19 protein-coding genes and 1 pseudogene are annotated in these 16,456 nt (G+C 73.7%); 9 read left to right on the plus strand and 11 right to left on the minus strand.

Annotated elements, in window-relative coordinates; all coding sequences use genetic code 11:
* Positions 1-2 precede the first annotated feature (2 nt).
* Positions 3-695, plus strand: a complete 693-nt coding sequence (locus U5M74_RS00425) for a hypothetical protein (RefSeq protein WP_410905099.1) — start codon at positions 3-5, stop codon at positions 693-695.
* Positions 696-709: 14 nt separating this feature from the next.
* Here U5M74_RS00425 and moaA read toward each other — a convergent pair whose 3' ends face one another.
* Genes moaA through U5M74_RS00440 form a run of 3 tightly spaced genes read right to left on the minus strand, consistent with a single transcriptional unit; the run spans position 710 to position 2,672 of the window.
* Entirely contained in the window at positions 710-1,744 is a 1,035-nt protein-coding gene (gene moaA / locus U5M74_RS00430; protein WP_410905101.1) for a GTP 3',8-cyclase MoaA, read from the minus strand.
* Positions 1,741-2,184 (minus strand): molybdenum cofactor biosynthesis protein MoaE, encoded by a 444-nt coding sequence (locus tag U5M74_RS00435; RefSeq protein WP_410905103.1) that lies wholly within the window; start codon positions 2,182-2,184, stop codon positions 1,741-1,743. Before U5M74_RS00435 ends, moaA begins: the two co-directional genes overlap by 4 nt.
* Positions 2,181-2,672 carry a molybdenum cofactor biosynthesis protein B gene (locus U5M74_RS00440; protein WP_410905105.1) on the minus strand — a complete coding sequence of 164 codons (492 nt, stop codon included), beginning with the start codon at positions 2,670-2,672 and terminating at the stop codon, positions 2,181-2,183. The genes U5M74_RS00435 and U5M74_RS00440 overlap by 4 nt, the downstream gene beginning before the upstream one ends.
* Before the next feature lie 125 nt (positions 2,673-2,797).
* On the opposite strand from U5M74_RS00440, the gene modA reads away from it, so the two are divergent.
* The 4 genes from modA to U5M74_RS00460 all read left to right on the plus strand — a co-directional run bounded on the left by modA (position 2,798) and on the right by U5M74_RS00460 (position 6,932).
* The gene (gene modA, locus U5M74_RS00445; RefSeq protein ID WP_410905106.1) at positions 2,798-3,661 is read left to right on the plus strand and encodes a molybdate ABC transporter substrate-binding protein; all 864 of its coding nucleotides are present in this window, start codon (positions 2,798-2,800) and stop codon (positions 3,659-3,661) included.
* The gene (locus tag U5M74_RS00450) at positions 3,658-4,488 is read left to right on the plus strand and encodes an ABC transporter permease (RefSeq protein WP_410905108.1); all 831 of its coding nucleotides are present in this window, start codon (positions 3,658-3,660) and stop codon (positions 4,486-4,488) included. Before modA ends, U5M74_RS00450 begins: the two co-directional genes overlap by 4 nt.
* Complete coding sequence (locus tag U5M74_RS00455) at positions 4,485-5,642, plus strand: ABC transporter ATP-binding protein (RefSeq protein ID WP_410905110.1); 1,158 nt, start codon at positions 4,485-4,487, stop codon at positions 5,640-5,642. Before U5M74_RS00450 ends, U5M74_RS00455 begins: the two co-directional genes overlap by 4 nt.
* Positions 5,643-6,386: 744 nt before the next feature.
* Positions 6,387-6,932: a hypothetical protein gene (locus U5M74_RS00460; protein ID WP_410905112.1), complete on the plus strand. Its 546-nt coding sequence runs from the start codon at positions 6,387-6,389 to the stop codon at positions 6,930-6,932.
* A 182-nt stretch (positions 6,933-7,114) separates the two neighbouring features.
* Here the strand turns inward: U5M74_RS00460 and U5M74_RS00465 are convergent, their stop codons facing one another.
* Together U5M74_RS00465 and U5M74_RS00470 are read right to left on the minus strand one after the other, a co-directional pair.
* Complete coding sequence (locus tag U5M74_RS00465) at positions 7,115-7,357, minus strand: hypothetical protein (RefSeq protein ID WP_410905114.1); 243 nt, start codon at positions 7,355-7,357, stop codon at positions 7,115-7,117.
* A 9-nt stretch (positions 7,358-7,366) separates the two neighbouring features.
* A complete protein-coding gene (locus U5M74_RS00470; protein WP_410905115.1) occupies positions 7,367-8,005 on the minus strand; it encodes a TetR/AcrR family transcriptional regulator in 639 nt (212 codons plus the stop codon).
* 80 nt (positions 8,006-8,085) lie between these two features.
* Between U5M74_RS00470 and U5M74_RS00475 the strand changes: the two genes are divergently transcribed.
* The gene (locus U5M74_RS00475) at positions 8,086-9,279 is read left to right on the plus strand and encodes a flavin-containing monooxygenase (protein ID WP_410905117.1); all 1,194 of its coding nucleotides are present in this window, start codon (positions 8,086-8,088) and stop codon (positions 9,277-9,279) included.
* A 94-nt stretch (positions 9,280-9,373) separates the two neighbouring features.
* On the opposite strand, the gene U5M74_RS00480 is transcribed toward U5M74_RS00475, so the two are convergent.
* The 5 genes and pseudogenes from U5M74_RS00480 to U5M74_RS00500 form a co-directional block, all read right to left on the minus strand.
* A complete protein-coding gene (locus U5M74_RS00480) occupies positions 9,374-9,841 on the minus strand; it encodes an allene oxide cyclase barrel-like domain-containing protein (RefSeq protein ID WP_410905119.1) in 468 nt (155 codons plus the stop codon).
* A gap of 101 nt (positions 9,842-9,942) precedes the next feature.
* Positions 9,943-10,626, minus strand: a complete 684-nt coding sequence (locus tag U5M74_RS00485; RefSeq protein ID WP_410905121.1) for a DUF4386 domain-containing protein — start codon at positions 10,624-10,626, stop codon at positions 9,943-9,945.
* Between the two features lie 282 nt (positions 10,627-10,908).
* Positions 10,909-11,241 (minus strand): winged helix-turn-helix domain-containing protein, encoded by a 333-nt coding sequence (locus U5M74_RS00490; protein WP_410905123.1) that lies wholly within the window; start codon positions 11,239-11,241, stop codon positions 10,909-10,911.
* Between the two features lie 17 nt (positions 11,242-11,258).
* Positions 11,259-11,690: pseudogene (locus U5M74_RS00495) on the minus strand (TerC family protein); the annotation flags it as partial.
* A 128-nt stretch (positions 11,691-11,818) separates the two neighbouring features.
* Positions 11,819-12,304: a hypothetical protein gene (locus U5M74_RS00500; RefSeq protein ID WP_410905125.1), complete on the minus strand. Its 486-nt coding sequence runs from the start codon at positions 12,302-12,304 to the stop codon at positions 11,819-11,821.
* 237 nt (positions 12,305-12,541) lie between these two features.
* Between U5M74_RS00500 and U5M74_RS00505 the strand changes: the two genes are divergently transcribed.
* The 3 genes from U5M74_RS00505 to U5M74_RS00515 all read left to right on the plus strand — a co-directional run bounded on the left by U5M74_RS00505 (position 12,542) and on the right by U5M74_RS00515 (position 14,552).
* On the plus strand, positions 12,542-13,084 hold the full coding sequence (locus U5M74_RS00505) for a hypothetical protein (protein WP_410905127.1): 543 nt from the start codon (positions 12,542-12,544) through the stop codon (positions 13,082-13,084).
* 92 nt (positions 13,085-13,176) lie between these two features.
* Positions 13,177-13,794: an HPP family protein gene (locus U5M74_RS00510; RefSeq protein ID WP_410905129.1), complete on the plus strand. Its 618-nt coding sequence runs from the start codon at positions 13,177-13,179 to the stop codon at positions 13,792-13,794.
* A 20-nt stretch (positions 13,795-13,814) separates the two neighbouring features.
* Entirely contained in the window at positions 13,815-14,552 is a 738-nt protein-coding gene (locus U5M74_RS00515) for a response regulator (RefSeq protein WP_410905131.1), read from the plus strand.
* Positions 14,553-14,564: 12 nt separating this feature from the next.
* On the opposite strand, the gene U5M74_RS00520 is transcribed toward U5M74_RS00515, so the two are convergent.
* On the minus strand, positions 14,565-16,310 hold the full coding sequence (locus U5M74_RS00520) for a GAF domain-containing protein (RefSeq protein ID WP_410905133.1): 1,746 nt from the start codon (positions 16,308-16,310) through the stop codon (positions 14,565-14,567).
* Positions 16,311-16,456 lie beyond the last annotated feature (146 nt).

The raw sequence follows: 16,456 nt of genomic DNA on the forward strand, positions 1-16,456 counted from the left end.
CGATGAGCACCCCGACGCCCGACTCGCGCGACGACCGGCACATGGACGTGGCGCGCATCATGCTGCGTCCCCTCGGAACCCCGCTCCCGCTCGGCTTCCTCGGCCTCCTGATCGCGACCCTCGGCTTCAGCGCCCTACAGCTGCACTGGCTGCCCGCCACCCAGGGGACCGCCATCGCGCTCGGAGTCCTCGTGTCCACCGTCCCGCTCCAGCTGCTGGCGAGCGTGTACGGCTACCTGGCGCGCGACCCGGTCGCCGGCACCGGCATGGGAGTGCTCGCCGGCACCTGGGCCGCGGCCGCCCTCGTCACGCTCGCCTCACCGCCGGGCGCCGCCACCCCCGGGCTCGGCGTGCTGTTCCTCGCCGGGGCGGCTGCGATGGTGGTGCCCGCTGCAGCGGCGACCACCAAGGTCGCCGCAAGCCTGGTGATGGGCCTGGCCGCCGTTCGGTTCGCCCTGACGGGCCTCGCCGAGCTGACCGGCGCTCGCGGCTGGGAGACCACGGCCGGCGTCGTCGGGCTGGTGCTCGCCGCCGTCGCGTTCTACGCCGCCCTCGGATTCGAGCTCGAGGACGCCCGGCACCGGACCGTGTTGCCGCTGGGCCGGCGCGGCGCCGGACGCGACACCATGACCGGGTCGGTCGTCGACGAGCTGCGGGACGTCTCGCACGAGGCCGGCGTGCGCAAGCAGCTGTGAGCGCAGGACAGGAGTCAGCCGCCGATCGCGCTCATGGGCCGGTCGGGCTGCAGGAACGTGGGATCGTCGATGTCGTGCCCGGGCCGCTTGCCGCCGATGCAGCGCCGGAACGCCGTGGCGAGCGCGGCGTCGTCGGCGCCCGAGCGCAGCAGCACCCGCAGGTCGGTCTCCGCGTGGGCGAACAGGCACGAGCGCAGCTGGCCGTCGGCGGTCAGCCGCACGCGGTCGCACGCGCCGCAGAACGGCGCGGTGACCGAGGCGATGACGCCCACGGTGGCCGGGCCGCCGTCGACGTGCCACAGCTGCGCGGGCGCGGAGCCACGGCCCGGCACCTCGGTCAGGGTGTAGCGGCCCCGCAGCCGTTCGAGGATCTCCGCGCCGGTGACCATCCGGGCGCGCACCCAGGTGTGCCCGGCGTCCAGCGGCATCTGCTCGATGAACCGCATCTCGTACCCGCGCTCGACGGCGAACGCCACGAGGTCGGTGACCTCGTCGTCGTTGACACCGCGCATGGCCACCGCGTTGAGCTTGATCGGCCGCAGCCCCGCGGCGTCGGCGGCCGCGATGCCCGCGAGGGTGTCATCCAGGCGGTCGCGCCGGGTCAGGGCGCGGAAGCGCTCGCGGTCGAGCGTGTCGAGGCTGACGTTGACCCGCGCCAGCCCGGCCTCGCGCAGCGGCTCGGCCAGCGCCGGAAGGCGCAGCGCGTTGGTGGTCAGGGAGATCTCGGGGCGTCCGGCGGGCCCCTCGAGGGTGGCCATCCGCCGCACGACCTCGACCACGTCGCGCCGCAGCAGCGGCTCCCCGCCGGTGAGCCGGATCTCGGCGACTCCCAGGGCGACGGCCACCTCGGCCACCCGCACGAGCTCGTCGGTGGTCAGCGTGCCGGCGCCCGGCAGCCAGGGCACGCCCTCGGCGGGCATGCAGTAGGTGCACCGCAGGGAGCACCGGTCGGTCAGCGAGACGCGCAGGTCGCGGTGCACGCGGCCGAACCGGTCGACGAGCGGGCCGACGGCCGGCTCGGCCGCCGGCGCGGTGGGCGGCGGGGTCATGCCGCACCCACCCACACGTGCGAGCCGTCGGCGAGGACCTCGCGCTTCCACACCGGCAGCTCGGCCTTGACGCGCTCGACCAGCGTGCGGCAGTGCTCGAAGGCCTCGGCGCGGTGGGCGGTCGCGACGGCGGCGACGATCGCCGGCTCGCCGACCACCAGCCGCCCGACCCGGTGGCTGACGGCGACACCCAGCACGCCCTCGGCGGCCGCGACCGCCTCGGCCAGCCGGCGCAGCAGCGCCGGCGCGTCCGGGTGCGCGCTGTACTCGAGCGCCACCACCGTGCCGGCCACGGCGGGGTCGTGGTCGCGCACCTGGCCGACGAACGTCGCCACCGCCCCGGCCGCCGGGTGCGCGACGGCGGCCAGGTGGGCGGGCAGGTCCAACGGTGCGTCGCTGATCTCCGCCAGGACCTCGGTGCGAGTGCCGGGGAGCGTCACGGGTGGTCACCTCCGTCGAGCTGGTCGAGCAGGTGGGGCAGCAGCGGCAGCAGGACCGCCAGGCCGTCGCGCACGCCGCCGGGGGAGCCGGGCAGGTTCGCCACCACCGCGCCGCCCGGCGTGACCCCGACCAGGCCGCGGGACAGCACGGCGGTCGGCACGCCCCCGGCGCGGCGCAGCGCCTCGGCGAGCCCGGGCAGCTCGGCGCGCAGCAGCGGCCGGGTCGCCTCGGGCGTGCGGTCGCGCGGAGCGACGCCGGTGCCGCCGGAGGTGACCACGACGCGTGCCCCGGCGTGCAGCGCGTCGCGCAAGGCGGCGGTCAACGCGGGCTCGTCGTCAGGCACGACCCGCGCCTCGGGGACGGTGAAGCCGGCCGCGCGCAGGGCGGCCACCGCCGCGGGCCCGGAACCGTCCTCGGCCCGACCAGCGGCGCGGCGGTCGGAGGCCACCACCACCGCCGCCCGAACACCTTCGTCCAGCGTCGTCATCGCCGCCACGGTAACCCCGGCCCGGGCGCCCGGCGCGGGATGCCGACCTCGGCGCCGCGCGCCCGCCGTGGACGAAACTCGGGCTTCGGCTGCGCGCGTCGGGGCACGTGGCTAGCCTCGGGAGCGTGCCGAGGCCGCCACGCATCCAGCGCCGCCTGGAGGACAGCCGGAGAGACGGGCGCCGGGCGGTGGCGATCGCCGCGCTCCTGCCGCTCCTGGCCGCCGGGTGCGCTGCCGGGCACGCGAACCAGGCGTCGCCGGCGGAGGAGGCGGCGTCGGGTGACCCGGTGACCGGCGAGCTGGTGGTCCTGGCCGCGGCGTCGCTCACCGACGTCTTCGGCCGGCTGTCCGACCGGTTCGAGGCCGCGCACCCTGGCGTGAGGGTCGAGCTGGGCCTCGGCGGCAGCTCCTCGCTGGCCCGGCAGGTGATCGACGGTGCCCCCGCCGACGTCCTGGCGACCGCGGACAGCGCCACGATGGACACGGTCGTCGAGGGGCTGCGCGGCCAGAGGATCGACACCCCGGCGCTGATGGCGACCAACGCGCTCGAGATCGCCGTGCCGGCGGGCAACCCCGCCGACGTCGTCGGCCTCGTCGACCTCACCGACCCGGCACTCGCCGTCGCGCTGTGCGCGCCCGAGGTGCCCTGCGGGGCCGCTGCGCAACGGGCCTTCGACGCCGCCGGCGTCAGCCCAGCACCCGACACCCTCGAATCGGACGTCTCAGCCGTGCTGACCAAGGTACGCCTCGGCGAGGTGGACGCCGCCCTCGTCTACCGCACGGACGTGCTGCGCGCTCACGACGAGGTCGAGGGCATCCCGTTCCCCGAGGCGCCGGTCAACGACTATCCCGTGGTCGTGCTCCCCGACGCGCGCAATCCCGCAGCGGCTCGGGCGTTCGTCGACCTGGTCCTCTCCGACGAAGGCCGCCAGGTGCTGCGGGACGCCGGCTTCGACGTGCCTGCCGCCATGGACGCGCGCGAGCCATGAGCACCACAAGGGCCGGGAAACGGACGACGGCTCGCGCGAGCCGGCGCCGCGCGCCCCTGGCGCTGCTGGTGCCCGCCGTCGCCGGGCTCGCGTTCCTCGTGCTGCCGGGACTGGCGCTCGTGCTGTCCGCGGACTGGGCCTCGTTGCCGCGCGAGCTGGGCAGGCCGGTGGTCCTCGACGCCCTGCGGCTGTCGCTGCAGACGGCCACGGCGGCCACGACCTTGTGCGTCCTGCTCGGCGTGCCGCTCGCATGGATGCTGGCCCGCGCCGAGCTGCCAGGCCGCCGGGTCGTGCGGGCGCTGGTGACCGTCCCGCTGGTGCTGCCTCCGGTGGTCGGCGGTATCGGCCTGCTGCTACTGCTGGGCCGCCAAGGTCTGGTCGGACGCTACCTCGACGCCGCCTGGGGCGTGACGCTGCCGTTCACCCCGGCGGCCGTCGTGCTCGCCCAGGCCTACGTCGCCCTGCCCTTCCTGGTGCTGTCCGTCGAGGGCGCGCTGCATGGGGCCGACCCACGCTACGAGCAGGCCGCGGCCACCCTCGGCGCAGGCCGCTGGCTGGTCTTTCGCCGCGTCACTCTGCCCCTCGTGGCCCCCGGCGTGGCTGCGGGGACCGTGCTGTCCTTCGCTCGGGCGCTCGGCGAGTTCGGCGCCACGCTGACCTTCGCCGGCAGCTTCCCCGGCACCACCCGCACCATGCCCCTGGCCGTGTACCTCGCGATCGAGACCGACCCGCAGGCGGCTGTGGCCCTCGCCCTGGTGCTCATGGCGGTGTGCCTGGTCATCCTCGTCAGCCTGCGGGAACGCTGGCTGAGCGGGGGCTTGCGATGACGACGCTCGAGGCTGCCCCGTCGGACGCCGGGCTGAGCTTCCGCGTCACGGTGGCCCGCGACGCCGGCTTCACGCTCGACGTGGGCCTGGATGTCGGGGCCGGGGAGGTCGTGGCGATGCTCGGGCCCAACGGTGCGGGCAAGTCGACGGCCCTGCTCGCGGTGGCCGGCCTGGTGCGACCCCGTGCCGGCACGGTGGTCCTAGAGGGGCGAGTGCTCGCGGACGCCGCTCGCGCGCTGCACGTGCCGGTCGAGCATCGTCGCTGCGGCGTGCTCTTCCAGGAGCACCTGCTGTTCCCGCACCTCACCGCGACGGACAACGTCGCCTTCGGACCACTCGCGCAGGGAGCGGACCGGCGCACGGCTCGGCGGGAGGCTGCCGCGTGGCTGGCCCTTCTCGGTGTCGGCGACCTGGGGCCATCCCGCCCAGGAAAGCTCTCCGGCGGGCAGGCGCAGCGCGTGGCGCTGGCCCGAGCGCTGGCCGGACGCCCGCGCGCGCTGCTGCTCGATGAGCCGTTCGCCGCCCTCGACGCCGCCACCCGGAGCGACGTACGTGCAGTGGTGGCCGCGCGCACCGCGCGGTTCGGCGGCCCCGTCCTGCTGGTCACGCACGACCCGGGCGACGCCCTGGCGTTGGCCGATCGCGTCGTGGTGCTCGAGCACGGGCGCGTGGTGCAGTCCGGTCCGCCCGCGGCGGTGCTGCGGGACCCGGCTACCGAGTACGTCGCCCGGCTGGCGGGCCTCAACATCTACGAGGGCACGCTCACCGATCGAGTGGTGCAGCTCGCCCAGGGTGGTCTGCTGCGGGTGGATGCTGAGCGGGACGGCTCGGGCGGCGGCGTGCGCGGTCGGGGGCATGCCGGGAGCCGGGTGCGCGTGGTCGTATCCCCCCGCGTCGTCCGGCTCGCGACCGACGCACCGCCACCCGGAGCGGACGGCACCATCTGGGTGGGCACGGTGGAGGCGGTGGAACCCGCGGGCGAGCACCTGCGGGTCCGGGTCGGTGGACGGCCGCCCGTGCTGGCGGAGGTGCCGCTGCACGACGTCCCGGCCGGGATGCGACTGGGAGCACCGGTGTGGGTGGCGGTGCCGAGCGCCTCGGCACGTGTCCTCGCGCCCGAGACGGCGCAGGAGACGGTGCCGGCCCGGGAGTGACGCCGACGGCGTCGTCATTCTCGGCGCTGGAGGGACACGGGCGCGCCGTCTAGAGTCGGTACGGAGCCGTTGCGCAGGTGAACGGCTGTCCGTGGTGGATCCGGGCAGGGGAGCGGGATGCCACCAAAACGCCACCAAAACCAGCGTCGACCGATGCGAACCAGCACTCGACAACGCTGAACGTCCGGCTCGCCGGGAACTCCCTATCCGCAGGTGAAGCGCAATTTCGCCGGACGATGCACGGTCGGCGGCAAGCGACAGATGGGTGCCTGAGGCCAATCAAGGGGTCGCAGGTTCAAATCCTGTCAGCCCGACCAGAAGGCCTGGTGAGACGGTGTCTCGCCAGGCCTGAGGTCTTTCTGGGATGGCCAGCACGACCAAGACCCAACCGAAACCCCTTCCGAAATCGGGTCTGACCGGCAGCGTGCTCTTCGTGCCGATGCGCGTCATCGAGGCCGACGCGTTCTACGCCACGGTCGAATGAACCGGCCGACGTCGACGGGGTGCCCTGACTTCAGGCTGCCGCCTGCTCGCGCCCGCGAGTGCGGACCCAGGCCCTGGTGTCGGCGTCCTCGTGGCCGACATGCTCCAAAGCGCAAAGGCGGCTCCCGATGAGCTCGTGGAAAAACCCACACAGCGGTCGTGGTGCGCTCTGGGTTGCTCCGGCAGCCTTGACTAGCCGCAAGAACGTACCAAGACTGGAAGTGTTCCCAATGGTGCGAACAGAACCCCCCGGAGCGAATGATGGCTGGTTGGGTCGTCCTCATCGGCGAGGTGCTCGTCAAGACGCCGGAGTACATCGAACGTCTCAAGCAGATCGCCAACATCGTCGACCAGGATCGTGCGGTCGCTTGCGTTCTCGAGAACGACACCGACGTTGAACTGGTCTACGTCCGCCACCGCTTCGGTGGTGGCCATTTCATCACTGGCCAGGAGCCGCCCCGAACGATCCCCCCGGGGCACGCGGGCATGTGGGGGGCGGAGGACAGCGGGCTCATGACCGGTACCGATGGGACCGTGATCTACGGAGCGGACGGCGCCTTGCCGGAGGACAAGAACCCGCTCTCGGGTAATCAGTTGAGGGTCGTGTGCAACTGGGACAACCCCTTCATCGGATCCGGCAATCAGAACACGGCAGGGGCATGGCGGCCGTGGCTGATCCCCACGTCGAACGGGCCATACGAGTGGCCCGGCCGGTACTTCCCGATCACCGAGTTCGACGTCGACGTCTTCAAGTCTGGAGCGTCTAAGAAGATGTGGGAAGTGCGGTACCGGCTCCGCAAGATGTAGTTGCTGGCTTGGCCGGTCGTGCGGCACGCGCGAAGGCTTGGTCTGTCGTACGGCACGCGTGCGGCCTCGCTGGACATGAGCGCGCCTTCGGAGATCGGGGGTGCAACCCCAGCGCGAACGGCGCCGTCGAGGCCTCTGCTGCTCATGCCGTGGCGCCCGTGGCCTTGCCAAGTGCACCATGCTCAGCAGATGTGCCGCGTGGAGCGCTTGGCGAGTTCGTCCGACGACCGCCGCGTGCGCCCGCGGGTGCAGATCCCGGCCTCGCCGTCGGCATCCTCGTGAATCACGTGGTGCCAGTCGCAGGGCGTGCAGCGATAGGTGCCCATGGTGGGGTCAATGCGCAGCGCCCCGTGGCGGTCGCCTTGCGCGACGGGGTACATGCCGGCGCCCTGCCCGGCCCGTGCGGACCAGCCGCGCCACTTCATACGGGAGGTCTATGGCGCGTGGTGCGGTGGGTGCCCCCCAGAACGGGAGATGGCGGCGCGGATGCTGCTGCGAGCCTGATCGATGACGCCTGCGTTCCCGAACAGCACGAAGTAGTAGTTCGCCAGCTGGATGGCCGCAGCAACGTCGAAGACCAGCTGTCGCAGGTCCGCGGTCGGGTCGAGCTCACCCGCCGCTTGGGCGGCGGCCGCGGTGGCGTCGAGCAGGGCGTTCCATTCCCGCTGGTCGTCGGCGATCTCGTCGTGACCGCGGCCGGTGCGGGCGTCGAACTCGGCGAGCATTCCGGCGAAGAAGCACCCACCGGGAAACACCCGACGCTCGATGTAGGAGAGGTAGCGCTCGCAGAGCTGCTCGAACCGAGCGAGGCCGTCCGGTGCGGCGAGGGCCGGCTCGATCACCTCGCGCTCGAAGATCTCCCGGGCTGCCGCCCAGATGCTCATCTCGAGGTCTTGCTTCGAGCCGAAGTGCGCGTACAGCCCGCTCTTGCTCACGCCCACCTCCTGGGCGAGGCGGCCGATGCTCAGTCCGCCGAGGCCTTCGATCGAGGCCAGCCTGACGGCGGTGTCGAGGATCGCCGCATGGGTCTGCTCGCCGTCGGAGCGTCGAGCTCGTGCGGGCTTCTTCGTCACCCTTGACAAGCTAGCACGGGCGTGCCAACTCTGGATTCAGCACGACCGTGCGATCTGCGAGCGGCAGTGAGGTGGTCACGATGGCCGGGGCGGATGTCGTCGTCGTCGGTGCAGGCGCCGCAGGAATCTCCGTCGCCCTCGCGGCCAAGCGCTTCGGGCTCGGCCCGCTCGTCCTGGACCAGGCCCCCACCGCTGGGGCGGCATGGCGTGGGCGCTACGACCGGCTGCGGCTGAACACCTCCAGACCGTTCTCACACCTGCCGGGTCGGCCGTTCCCCCGCGGGACGCAGCTGTACCCCACCCGCGACCAGCTCGTCGCCCACCTCGACCGGCACGCCCACGAGGACGGTATCCGTCTGCGCCTCGGTGTGCGGGTGGAGCGGATCGACCGCGCCGAGGACGCCTGGCAGCTGGACACGTCCGACGGCGAGATCCGTGCGTCTCAGGTCGTCGTGGCGAGCGGGTACGAGAACGAGCCGTTCCTCCCGGGCTGGGCCGGGCGGGAGCGGTTCCAGGGCCACCTCGTGCACTCCTCGCAGTACCGGAGCGCCGCACCGTTCCGGGGTCTGAGGGTGCTCGTGGTCGGGTCGGGCTCGTCCGGCATGGAGATCGCCTACGACCTCGTCGAGGGCGGCGCCGCGCGCGTCTGGCTCGCGGCGCGGACCCCGCCGAACATCGTGCTGCGGACGAGCTACGGCCCGGTGCCCGGCGACGTGCTCGACGGTGCTCTGATGCGCCTTCCTGTGCGCGTGGCCGACTGGCTGTCGCGCCTCGCCCAGCGCAGCGACGTCGGTGATCTCGCCGAGTACGGGCTGCCCTTCCCCGACGAGCGCATCTTCGCCAGGATCCGGCGCACCGGTGCTGCGCCGACGATCGTGGACCGCGAGGTGGTCGAGGCCATCAGGGCGCGACGTTTCGAGGTCGTCGCCGCCGTCGAGTCCCTCGAGGCGCACGACGTCGTCCTGGCCGATGGTCGACGTCTCTCGCCCGATGCCGTCGTCTGCGCGACCGGATACCGCCGTGGCCTCGAGACGCTCGTCGGCCACCTCGGTGTCCTCGACGACCACGGTGCACCGCGCCGGCTGGGCGCCGACCCCGCCGCTCCGGGCCTGCGTTTCGTCGGTTACGTGCCCCGCCCCGGGGCGCTGAAGTACATCGGCCACGAGGCGCGGGCAGTGGCCGGGGCCGTCGCGCGCGAGCAGCGCAAAGGGCGGGCCATCGCGGTGGGTCGTGCACCCCGGCGCGCCCCCTCGGCCAGGTCGCGAGCGGCCTGACGGCGAGCTGGTTGCGGCCGAGCGCCTCGCCGATCACCCACCTAGGTGCTCAGGTCCCCGCCTCCGCCCTCGAGTCGGAAGCTCCTCGACACCCTCAGTCGTCGAGGTGGAGGACCAGGCGCCCTCGGGTGTCCGAGACCGGGGTGACCCGCAGCTCGCCGGCCGCGTCCTGGTACGCGCCGGAGCCGCCGGTGATCGCCAGGGCGTACGTTTCCATGCTGCCGAGGGTGACGAGCCCCTGGACGGTGATCTGCCCGCCGCGGAGCTCGAACGTCGCCACGCACTGCGCCTCCTGCCGCTCGAGGGACACGGCGGTGCAGACCGCGCCCTCGTGCCCGACCTCGCGCCCGCCTCGGGTCAGCTCGTTGGTGAAGACGATCTGGTCGCCGAGCGAGGGGCCCTTCGCGCCGAGGTCGACCATGGCGACCTCGGTGATGGTGGCGTCCACCCGGATCGTGTGGTCGCGATCGTTGCCGGACCGCGCTGCGGCGCTGCTCGCCGCGCCGGCGGCCAGACCCAGGGTGGCGACGGTCATGCCAAGGATGCCGAGCGTCTTCTTCATGGTTCCTCCAGGTGGCGGTGTGGTGCTGCCTGCGGACGGTGGAGGTCGCGGTGCGCCCCCGGTGCGGCGTGGTGAGGGCCGCGTTGGGCGGGTGGGCGTGCTCAGCCTGCGCGGCTGGGAGCGGCGGGCAGCCCGGTGAGGACGGAGGAAGGGCGAAAGCCCCGGACGACGAGCCAGAGGCTGAGAAGCAGCTCCCAGGCGGCCTCGGGGGCCGTGAGCGCGACGGGCAGCCCGGAGGTGTCGTCCCAGGCGCCGAGCAGGACGCCGATGCCCGCAACCAGAGCCAGCGGCCCACCGACGAGCCCGACGAGCACGAGCGGTCGGGGCAGCAGCCGGGACCGCCACATCAGGTAGCCCAGCAGGATGCCGTTCCCGAGGCCGGCGCAGAACTGCGGACCCAGCAGCTCGGTCTGGTCGCGCACCGCCAGCAGCCCGCGAGCCACCTCACCGGCCGCGCCGCCGTCCCCGCCGCCCGCCGCGACCTCCTGTCGCAGGCCCACGAGGGCCATCAGGCTCACCACGCCGACCAGGATGAGGAGGGACTCCACGGTGCGCGCCGCGACGTAGCCGAGCGCCACGGCCTCGCTGACCCGCTTGGCGATCGGGAAGATCACCACGGCGGTCGCGATGCCGCTGATCGCCAGCAGGATCTCCAGCAGCGCCCCGACCGCCACGCGGGCGTCCTGGCCGCTGCCGAGGACGTAGCCGGCGTCGGTCAGGACCGGGTCGTAGAAGACGAATGCGGGGATCGAGAAGACGAACGTGCCGAGGAACCAGGCGCCCATGACTCGCGCGGTGCGTTCCTCGGCTGTGGTCGGCGCCCGCGGGGCTTGGTCGAGTCGCTCGGGAACGGCCCGGGTGGCGCCCGACTGCTGCCCCTCGCTGCTGTCCGGACCCATCTCGAGTCCCTCCCGGCCGAAGCGTCGTCGCTCAGCCCCTCTCTCGAGGTTAGGCGCGTCAGCGCGAGACCTCCAGGGGATGGCCAGAGCGACCGCGAGCGGAGGGCTGGCCGCCGAGAACGGCGTCGACAGGGCCGCCCGACGCCGCCCGATGCCGCCGGGCGCTCGTCAGCTCCTCCGGGGGGCGGCGGCGAAGATCGCCAGCAGCTCTCCGATCTGGTGCGCGGCGTCGGCGGGGTGACGGAAGTGCCGGTGCGGGTCCGCGGTGTAGTGGGTGCGCCGCCCGACGCGTCGGCGGTGGACGTAGCCCGCCTGCTCCAGGTCCTTGAGGATCGCCAGGGTCGCGCCGGGTGAGATCCCCACCCGCGCGGCGATGTCGGCGACCCGCGCGTCGGGCAAGCGGGCAACCGCCAGCAGGACGTGCCCGTGGTGGGTGAGGAAGGTCCACGAGGGGTCAGCTGTGCCCGGCGCCGGGCGCGCGGCGTCCGCGGGGTGCGACATGGCGCGGGCGTCTCCGTTCACGAGGGGCTGCCGGGTCGACGATCGCCGGGGTGCACCGCGCCGCGGGTGCGGGGGCGCCAGAGGGGCCCGAGGGCGGCGATCTCGGCGTCGGTGGCCACACGAAAGGGCGGGGCGGCCGCGGTGGCCATGGCGCGGCGGCCCTGGCCGCGGGTGGCGCGCAGGCTCAGGGCGACCGAGACGGTGAGGATCGTGGCGATGACCGCCAGCGAGATTCCGGTCGGGATGTAGAACACGTCGATCTTGAGCAGCATCTTGATCCCGACCGAGACGAGCACCAGCGCCAGGCAGATATTGAGGTACACGAAGCGGTGCACGAGGTCGGCCAGCAGGAAGTACGTCGCCCGCAGGCCCAGGATCGCGAACGCGTTGGCCGTGAAGACGAGGAAGACCTCGTCGGTGACGGCGAAGATCGCGGGGATCGAGTCCACGCCTGTCGTGCCGTGGGGAGGCGGCGCCGCACCGTCGCGGCTTCGGTGGATCACGCCGTGCACGGTCGCACGGTCGCAGGGACGACCGGACCACGCGGGCGTCGTCGGCCGTTGCCCGCGTGCAGGAGTCAGCCCGGGAGCCGGACGTCCACGGGGGGCGGGACGGTGCCCGCCCGGCTCTGCTCGGCCCGTAGGTCCCGCCAGGCCAGCGGCACGATCACGGCCAGGGCGGGCGCCACCCACGCCAGGGTCCACCAGCCGAAGAGGACCAGCAGCACGTGGAAGGCGATGACGCCGACCCAGCCCACCTTGGCCGCCGTCCCTCCGGCCAGCAGGCAGATGCCGAGGGCCACCTCGCCGGCCATGAGCAGCAGGCCGTAGACGGCCGGGGCAGTCATGACGATGTCGGCCCACCCGTCGCGCACGAAGTCGAACAGGGCGCCGTCGGCGAAGGGGCCGTAGACCTGCGGGTCCGCGGCGACCAGCCCCAGGTGCACGCCGCCCATGGTCAGGAAAAGCCCGCCGACGATCGTGCGGCCCAGCCCCCCGCGGCGCCGGGCACGCGGCAACGGGTTCTGGTCGTGATACCGGTTGTCCACCGACGCGGTGATCATCGTCCTCGCCTCCAGGTCGCGGCCCTGCTGGGGCCCTCCTGCTCCGAGCGTGCTCCCGGAGCCTGGGCGCGCGGCACGGCCGGAGGGCCCGCGGCGGCCGGGACGCCGCGGCCCGGCCGGCGGGACCAAGGTCCCGCCGGGAGCGTGCCCTTGCGCCCTGCGTCACGAGCCCGTCGTGCCGGGATCGTGGGAGCAGGAGGTCGGGCGACCGCACCGACCACGACAAGGAGGTTGGCCATGAGCGCCACCGTGCACCGCACCCCGGAAGCCGCCCTACAGGCCGAGGTCGGAGGCTCCTCGCCGGTGGCCCGGTACACCTGGGCCGTCGTGCGGCTGCTGCTGGCCTTCGAGTTCCTGTGGGCGTTCGTCGACAAGACGTTCGGCTTCGGACTGGCCACACCCGCCGAGGCGGCGTGGGTCCGCGGCGGCTCGCCGACCACCGGCTACCTCAGCGGCGTCGAGGGACCCTTCGGCTCGATCTTCACCCCGCTGGCGGGCAACGTGTTCATCGACTGGTTGTTCATGCTCGGCCTGCTAGGCATCGGCCTAGCCCTGGCGCTGGGCATCGGCATGCGGATCGCCGCCGGCGCCGGCGCGGTCCTGCTGCTGATGATGTGGCTGACCGCCCTGCCCATCCCGGTCAACCCGTTCGTCGACTCCCACGTGATCGAGGCGGCCGTCCTGATCGGCCTGGCCGCCTCGCTGGCCGGCGACACCCTCGGCCTCGGCCGCCGGTGGGCGAGCACCGACCTGGTGCGCCGCTTCCCCGTCCTGCGCTGACCGCGCAGGCCACACCCGCCACCCGACACCGTGGCCGCCCCGTCAGCCGGGACGGCCACGCTGTCCGGCCTCGAGGAACCGAAGGAGCAGCCATGCTGGTCGCGGACATCATGACCACGCCGGCTCGCACCGTCACGCCGGAGATGACGGTCAAGGGGGCGCTACGACTGCTGCACGAGCTGCGGGTCACGGCGCTGCCCGTCTTGGACGAGCGCGAGCAGCTCGTCGGCATCGTCAGCGAGGCAGACCTCCTGCGTGACGGCGTGCCGCACGACTCCCGGTCGGTGCTGCGCCGCGTGCGCGCCCCAGAGCCGCAACCGCCGCGCACGGTCGGCGCGGTGATGACCCGAACCGTGCGCACGGCCGCACCCAGCGACGACGTCGCTGACGTGGCGCGGAGGATGATCACCACGGACATCAAGAGCATGCCCGTGACCTGGGGTGCTCGTGTCGTCGGCGTCGTCTCCCGCAGCGACGTCGTCGCCCGGCTCGCCCGCCCGGACGCCGAGCTGCGCAGAGACGTCGTCGCTGCGCTGCAGGCACAGGCGCTCGACACCTGGCACTTCGTGCTCGACGACGGGCGCGCCCGGGTGTGGGGTGGGCCGCACGACGAGTGCCGGCTCGTCGAGGCGACGGTCCGGGCAGTTCCGGGGGTGCGGCACGTAGAGGTCCGGCACGAGACTCGGTCGTGGGACGCAGGAGACTGGTGAGGCCGCCGGAGGCGAGGCGGATGCAGAACACGGAGGTGAGCCGCATGGCGAGCGGCATCGCAGGAAGCGGCCCGGTGCGGGTGTTCTTGGTCGACGACCACGAGGTGGTGCGCCGCGGCGTGGCCGAGCTGCTCGCGGCGCACGAGGACCTGGAGGTCGTGGGGGAGGCATCGGACGTGCGCGAGACCCTCGCGCGCGTGCCGGCGGTGGCGCCCGACGTCGTCGTGCTCGACGTGCGCCTGCCCGACGGCGACGGCGTGACCCTGTGCCGCGAGCTGCGCTCGCGCGACGACCCTCCCGCCTGCCTCATGCTCACGTCGTTCGCGGACGACGAGGCACTGTTCGACGCGATCATGGCCGGCGCGGCCGGGTTCGTGCTCAAACAGGTGCGCGGCACGGACCTCGTGGAGGCCGTGCGCACCGTCGCGGCGGGCGGGTCCACCCTCGACCCGCAGGCCGCCGCGCAGGTCATGGCGCGGATGCGCCGCCCGCAGGTGCCGGCGCAGGATCCGCGCGCGGAGGTCGCCGACCGGCTGACCGAACAGGAGCTGCGCATCTTCGACCTCGTCGGCGAGGGGCTCACCAACCGGCAGATCGCCACCCGGATGGGGCTGGCGGAGAAGACGGTGAAGAACTACGTCTCCAGCCTGCTGGCCAAGCTCGGTCTGCACGGTCGGGTCGAGGCCGCCGTGCTCGCGGTGCGCCTCGAGCGCGAGGACGAGGGCGCCGACCGCCCCGCGTACCGCACGCCCGGCTGAGCGGCGCGTCGTTCAACGGTCGGTCGGCGCCGGCGGAAGCGGTACCGCCCACTCCAGCACCGTGCCCGGGCGCGCGCCCGCCCCGGGCGCCGCCGGCCCGAGCGCGAGCGTCCCGCCGAGCTCCGCGGCGCGGTGGTCGAGGTTCGCCAGGCCGCTGCGCCGCCCGCCGGGCGGCAGGCCCACGCCGTCGTCCCGCACCCGCACCACCAGCCGGTCGTTTACGCGCACGTCGATGTCCACGGCCGTCGCCCTGGCGTGCCGCGCCACGTTCGACAGCGCCTCGCGCAGGACGGCGACGAGGTGGTCGACGAGCCCGTGCGGGACTGCGGCGTCGACCGGCCCGGAGAACCGCAGCGACGGCGCGAAGCCCAGCACCTGCCCGGCCTGGTCGACCTCGGCGATGGCACGGGCCCGCGCCCCGGTGGCCGGGGCGGAGCGGCGCGGTGCCTGCAGCCCAAGGATCTGGGTGCGGATCAGCGCGATCGTCTCGTCGATGCTCACGACGGCGGCGTCGACACGTTCGCGGCACTCCTCGTCGTCCATCCGGTGCAGCAGGCCCTGCAGCGACAGGCCGGTGGCAAACAGGCGCTGGATCGCCAGGTCGTGCAGGTCGCGGGCGATACGGTCACGGTCGCGCAGCACAGCGAGCCGCTCGGCGTCGCGGCGCCGCTCGGCCAGCTCCAGCGCCACGGCCGCCTGGTTCGCGTACGCCGCGAGGGCGTCGACCACCGTGCTCGGAATCACGGCGCGGCCGGACCGTCGTCCGACGGCCAGGACCCCGCGGGTGCGGCCAGGCTCACCCAGCGGCAGCACCGCGGCCGGACCGATCTCACCGGCGGCGTCGACGATCAGCGTCGCCCGCTCGTCGGTGCGGGCGTCGGCGGTCACGAGTGGGAACCCCGAGGCGTAGACCTCGGCGGAGAACGTCCCGGTCAGCGGCACGGTCGTGCCCACCACGTCCTGCCCGACCGCGGCCTCGACGACCAGCCGCTCGCCGTCGGGCGCGGGCAGCGCGATCGCCACGAGGTCAGCGTCGGCGACCTCGGCGACCTCCTGCACGAACAGCTCGAGCACCTTGCCCGGTTCGGTCCCGGAAAGCAGCTCGCGCGAGATCTGCGCGCTGCCGGCCAGCCACCGGGCGCTGCGCCGGGCGTCCTCGAACAGTCGGGCGTTCTCGATCGCGACGCCCACGGCCGCGGCCAGCGCCTCCAGCAGCCGCTCGTCAGCGGCGGAGAAGTCCTCCCCGCCGCGCTTGTCGGTCAGGTACAGGTTGCCGAAGACGGTGCCGCGCACCCGCACAGGGACGCCGAGGAACGTGCGCATCGGCGGGTGGTGCGCGGGGAAGCCGTAGGAGGCCGGGTGGGCGGTCAGGTCGTGCAGCCGCAGCGGGGTGGGGTGGTCGATCAGCTCCCCGAGGATGCCGCGCCCGTGCGGGAACGGGCCGATGGCGTGGATCTGCTCCTCACTGAGGCCCACGGTGATGAACTCGGCGATGTCTCCGTCCTCGCCGATCACGCCGAGCGCCGCGTAGCGAGCGTCGACGAGGTGCGCCGAAGCGGCGACGATGCGTTCGAGCACCGGGCGCAGCTCCAGACCGCGGCCGACGTCGACGATCGCCGCCAGCAGGACGTCGACGTTCCGCCGAGCCGCCCGGATGGTGCGCATGTGTGCCTCGAGGTCGTCCAGCAACCCGTCCAGCGGCAGCCGAGGGAGCAGGTGCTCCCCGCTGTCCGCGCCGTCGTGCCCGTCGTGCCCCATCGCGACCGCCTCGTCAGCCAGACCCAGCCCAGACTCCCGACGTCACCACGCTAGCCGACCGGCCGTGGCCGGTCGGGCCGGAGGTCTGCGCCGGACGTCGGCGGGCACGTCGGCATGGGTGTGGCCCTCGGCCTGACCGCCGAGGA

This window comes from Puerhibacterium sp. TATVAM-FAB25, from assembly GCF_046535855.1.
Lineage (GTDB): Bacteria > Actinomycetota > Actinomycetes > Actinomycetales > Cellulomonadaceae > Puerhibacterium > Puerhibacterium variabilis_A.

Bases quoted from the DNA above. Each gene is read 5' to 3' on its own strand.
- U5M74_RS00425 (WP_410905099.1), top strand. From the start codon at position 3: ATGAGCACCCCGACGCCCGACTCGCGCGACGACCGGCACATGGACGTG.
- moaA (WP_410905101.1), bottom strand. From the start codon at position 1,744: ATGACCCCGCCGCCCACCGCGCCGGCGGCCGAGCCGGCCGTCGGCCCG.
- U5M74_RS00440 (WP_410905105.1), bottom strand. From the start codon at position 2,672: ATGACGACGCTGGACGAAGGTGTTCGGGCGGCGGTGGTGGTGGCCTCC.
- U5M74_RS00450 (WP_410905108.1), top strand. From the start codon at position 3,658: ATGAGCACCACAAGGGCCGGGAAACGGACGACGGCTCGCGCGAGCCGG.
- U5M74_RS00455 (WP_410905110.1), top strand. From the start codon at position 4,485: ATGACGACGCTCGAGGCTGCCCCGTCGGACGCCGGGCTGAGCTTCCGC.
- U5M74_RS00460 (WP_410905112.1), top strand. From the start codon at position 6,387: ATGGCTGGTTGGGTCGTCCTCATCGGCGAGGTGCTCGTCAAGACGCCG.
- U5M74_RS00465 (WP_410905114.1), bottom strand. From the start codon at position 7,357: ATGAAGTGGCGCGGCTGGTCCGCACGGGCCGGGCAGGGCGCCGGCATG.
- U5M74_RS00475 (WP_410905117.1), top strand. From the start codon at position 8,086: ATGGCCGGGGCGGATGTCGTCGTCGTCGGTGCAGGCGCCGCAGGAATC.
- U5M74_RS00480 (WP_410905119.1), bottom strand. From the start codon at position 9,841: ATGAAGAAGACGCTCGGCATCCTTGGCATGACCGTCGCCACCCTGGGT.
- U5M74_RS00485 (WP_410905121.1), bottom strand. From the start codon at position 10,626: ATGGGCGCCTGGTTCCTCGGCACGTTCGTCTTCTCGATCCCCGCATTC.
- U5M74_RS00490 (WP_410905123.1), bottom strand. From the start codon at position 11,241: ATGTCGCACCCCGCGGACGCCGCGCGCCCGGCGCCGGGCACAGCTGAC.
- U5M74_RS00500 (WP_410905125.1), bottom strand. From the start codon at position 12,304: ATGATCACCGCGTCGGTGGACAACCGGTATCACGACCAGAACCCGTTG.
- U5M74_RS00505 (WP_410905127.1), top strand. From the start codon at position 12,542: ATGAGCGCCACCGTGCACCGCACCCCGGAAGCCGCCCTACAGGCCGAG.
- U5M74_RS00510 (WP_410905129.1), top strand. From the start codon at position 13,177: ATGCTGGTCGCGGACATCATGACCACGCCGGCTCGCACCGTCACGCCG.
- U5M74_RS00515 (WP_410905131.1), top strand. From the start codon at position 13,815: ATGCAGAACACGGAGGTGAGCCGCATGGCGAGCGGCATCGCAGGAAGC.
- U5M74_RS00520 (WP_410905133.1), bottom strand. From the start codon at position 16,310: ATGGGGCACGACGGGCACGACGGCGCGGACAGCGGGGAGCACCTGCTC.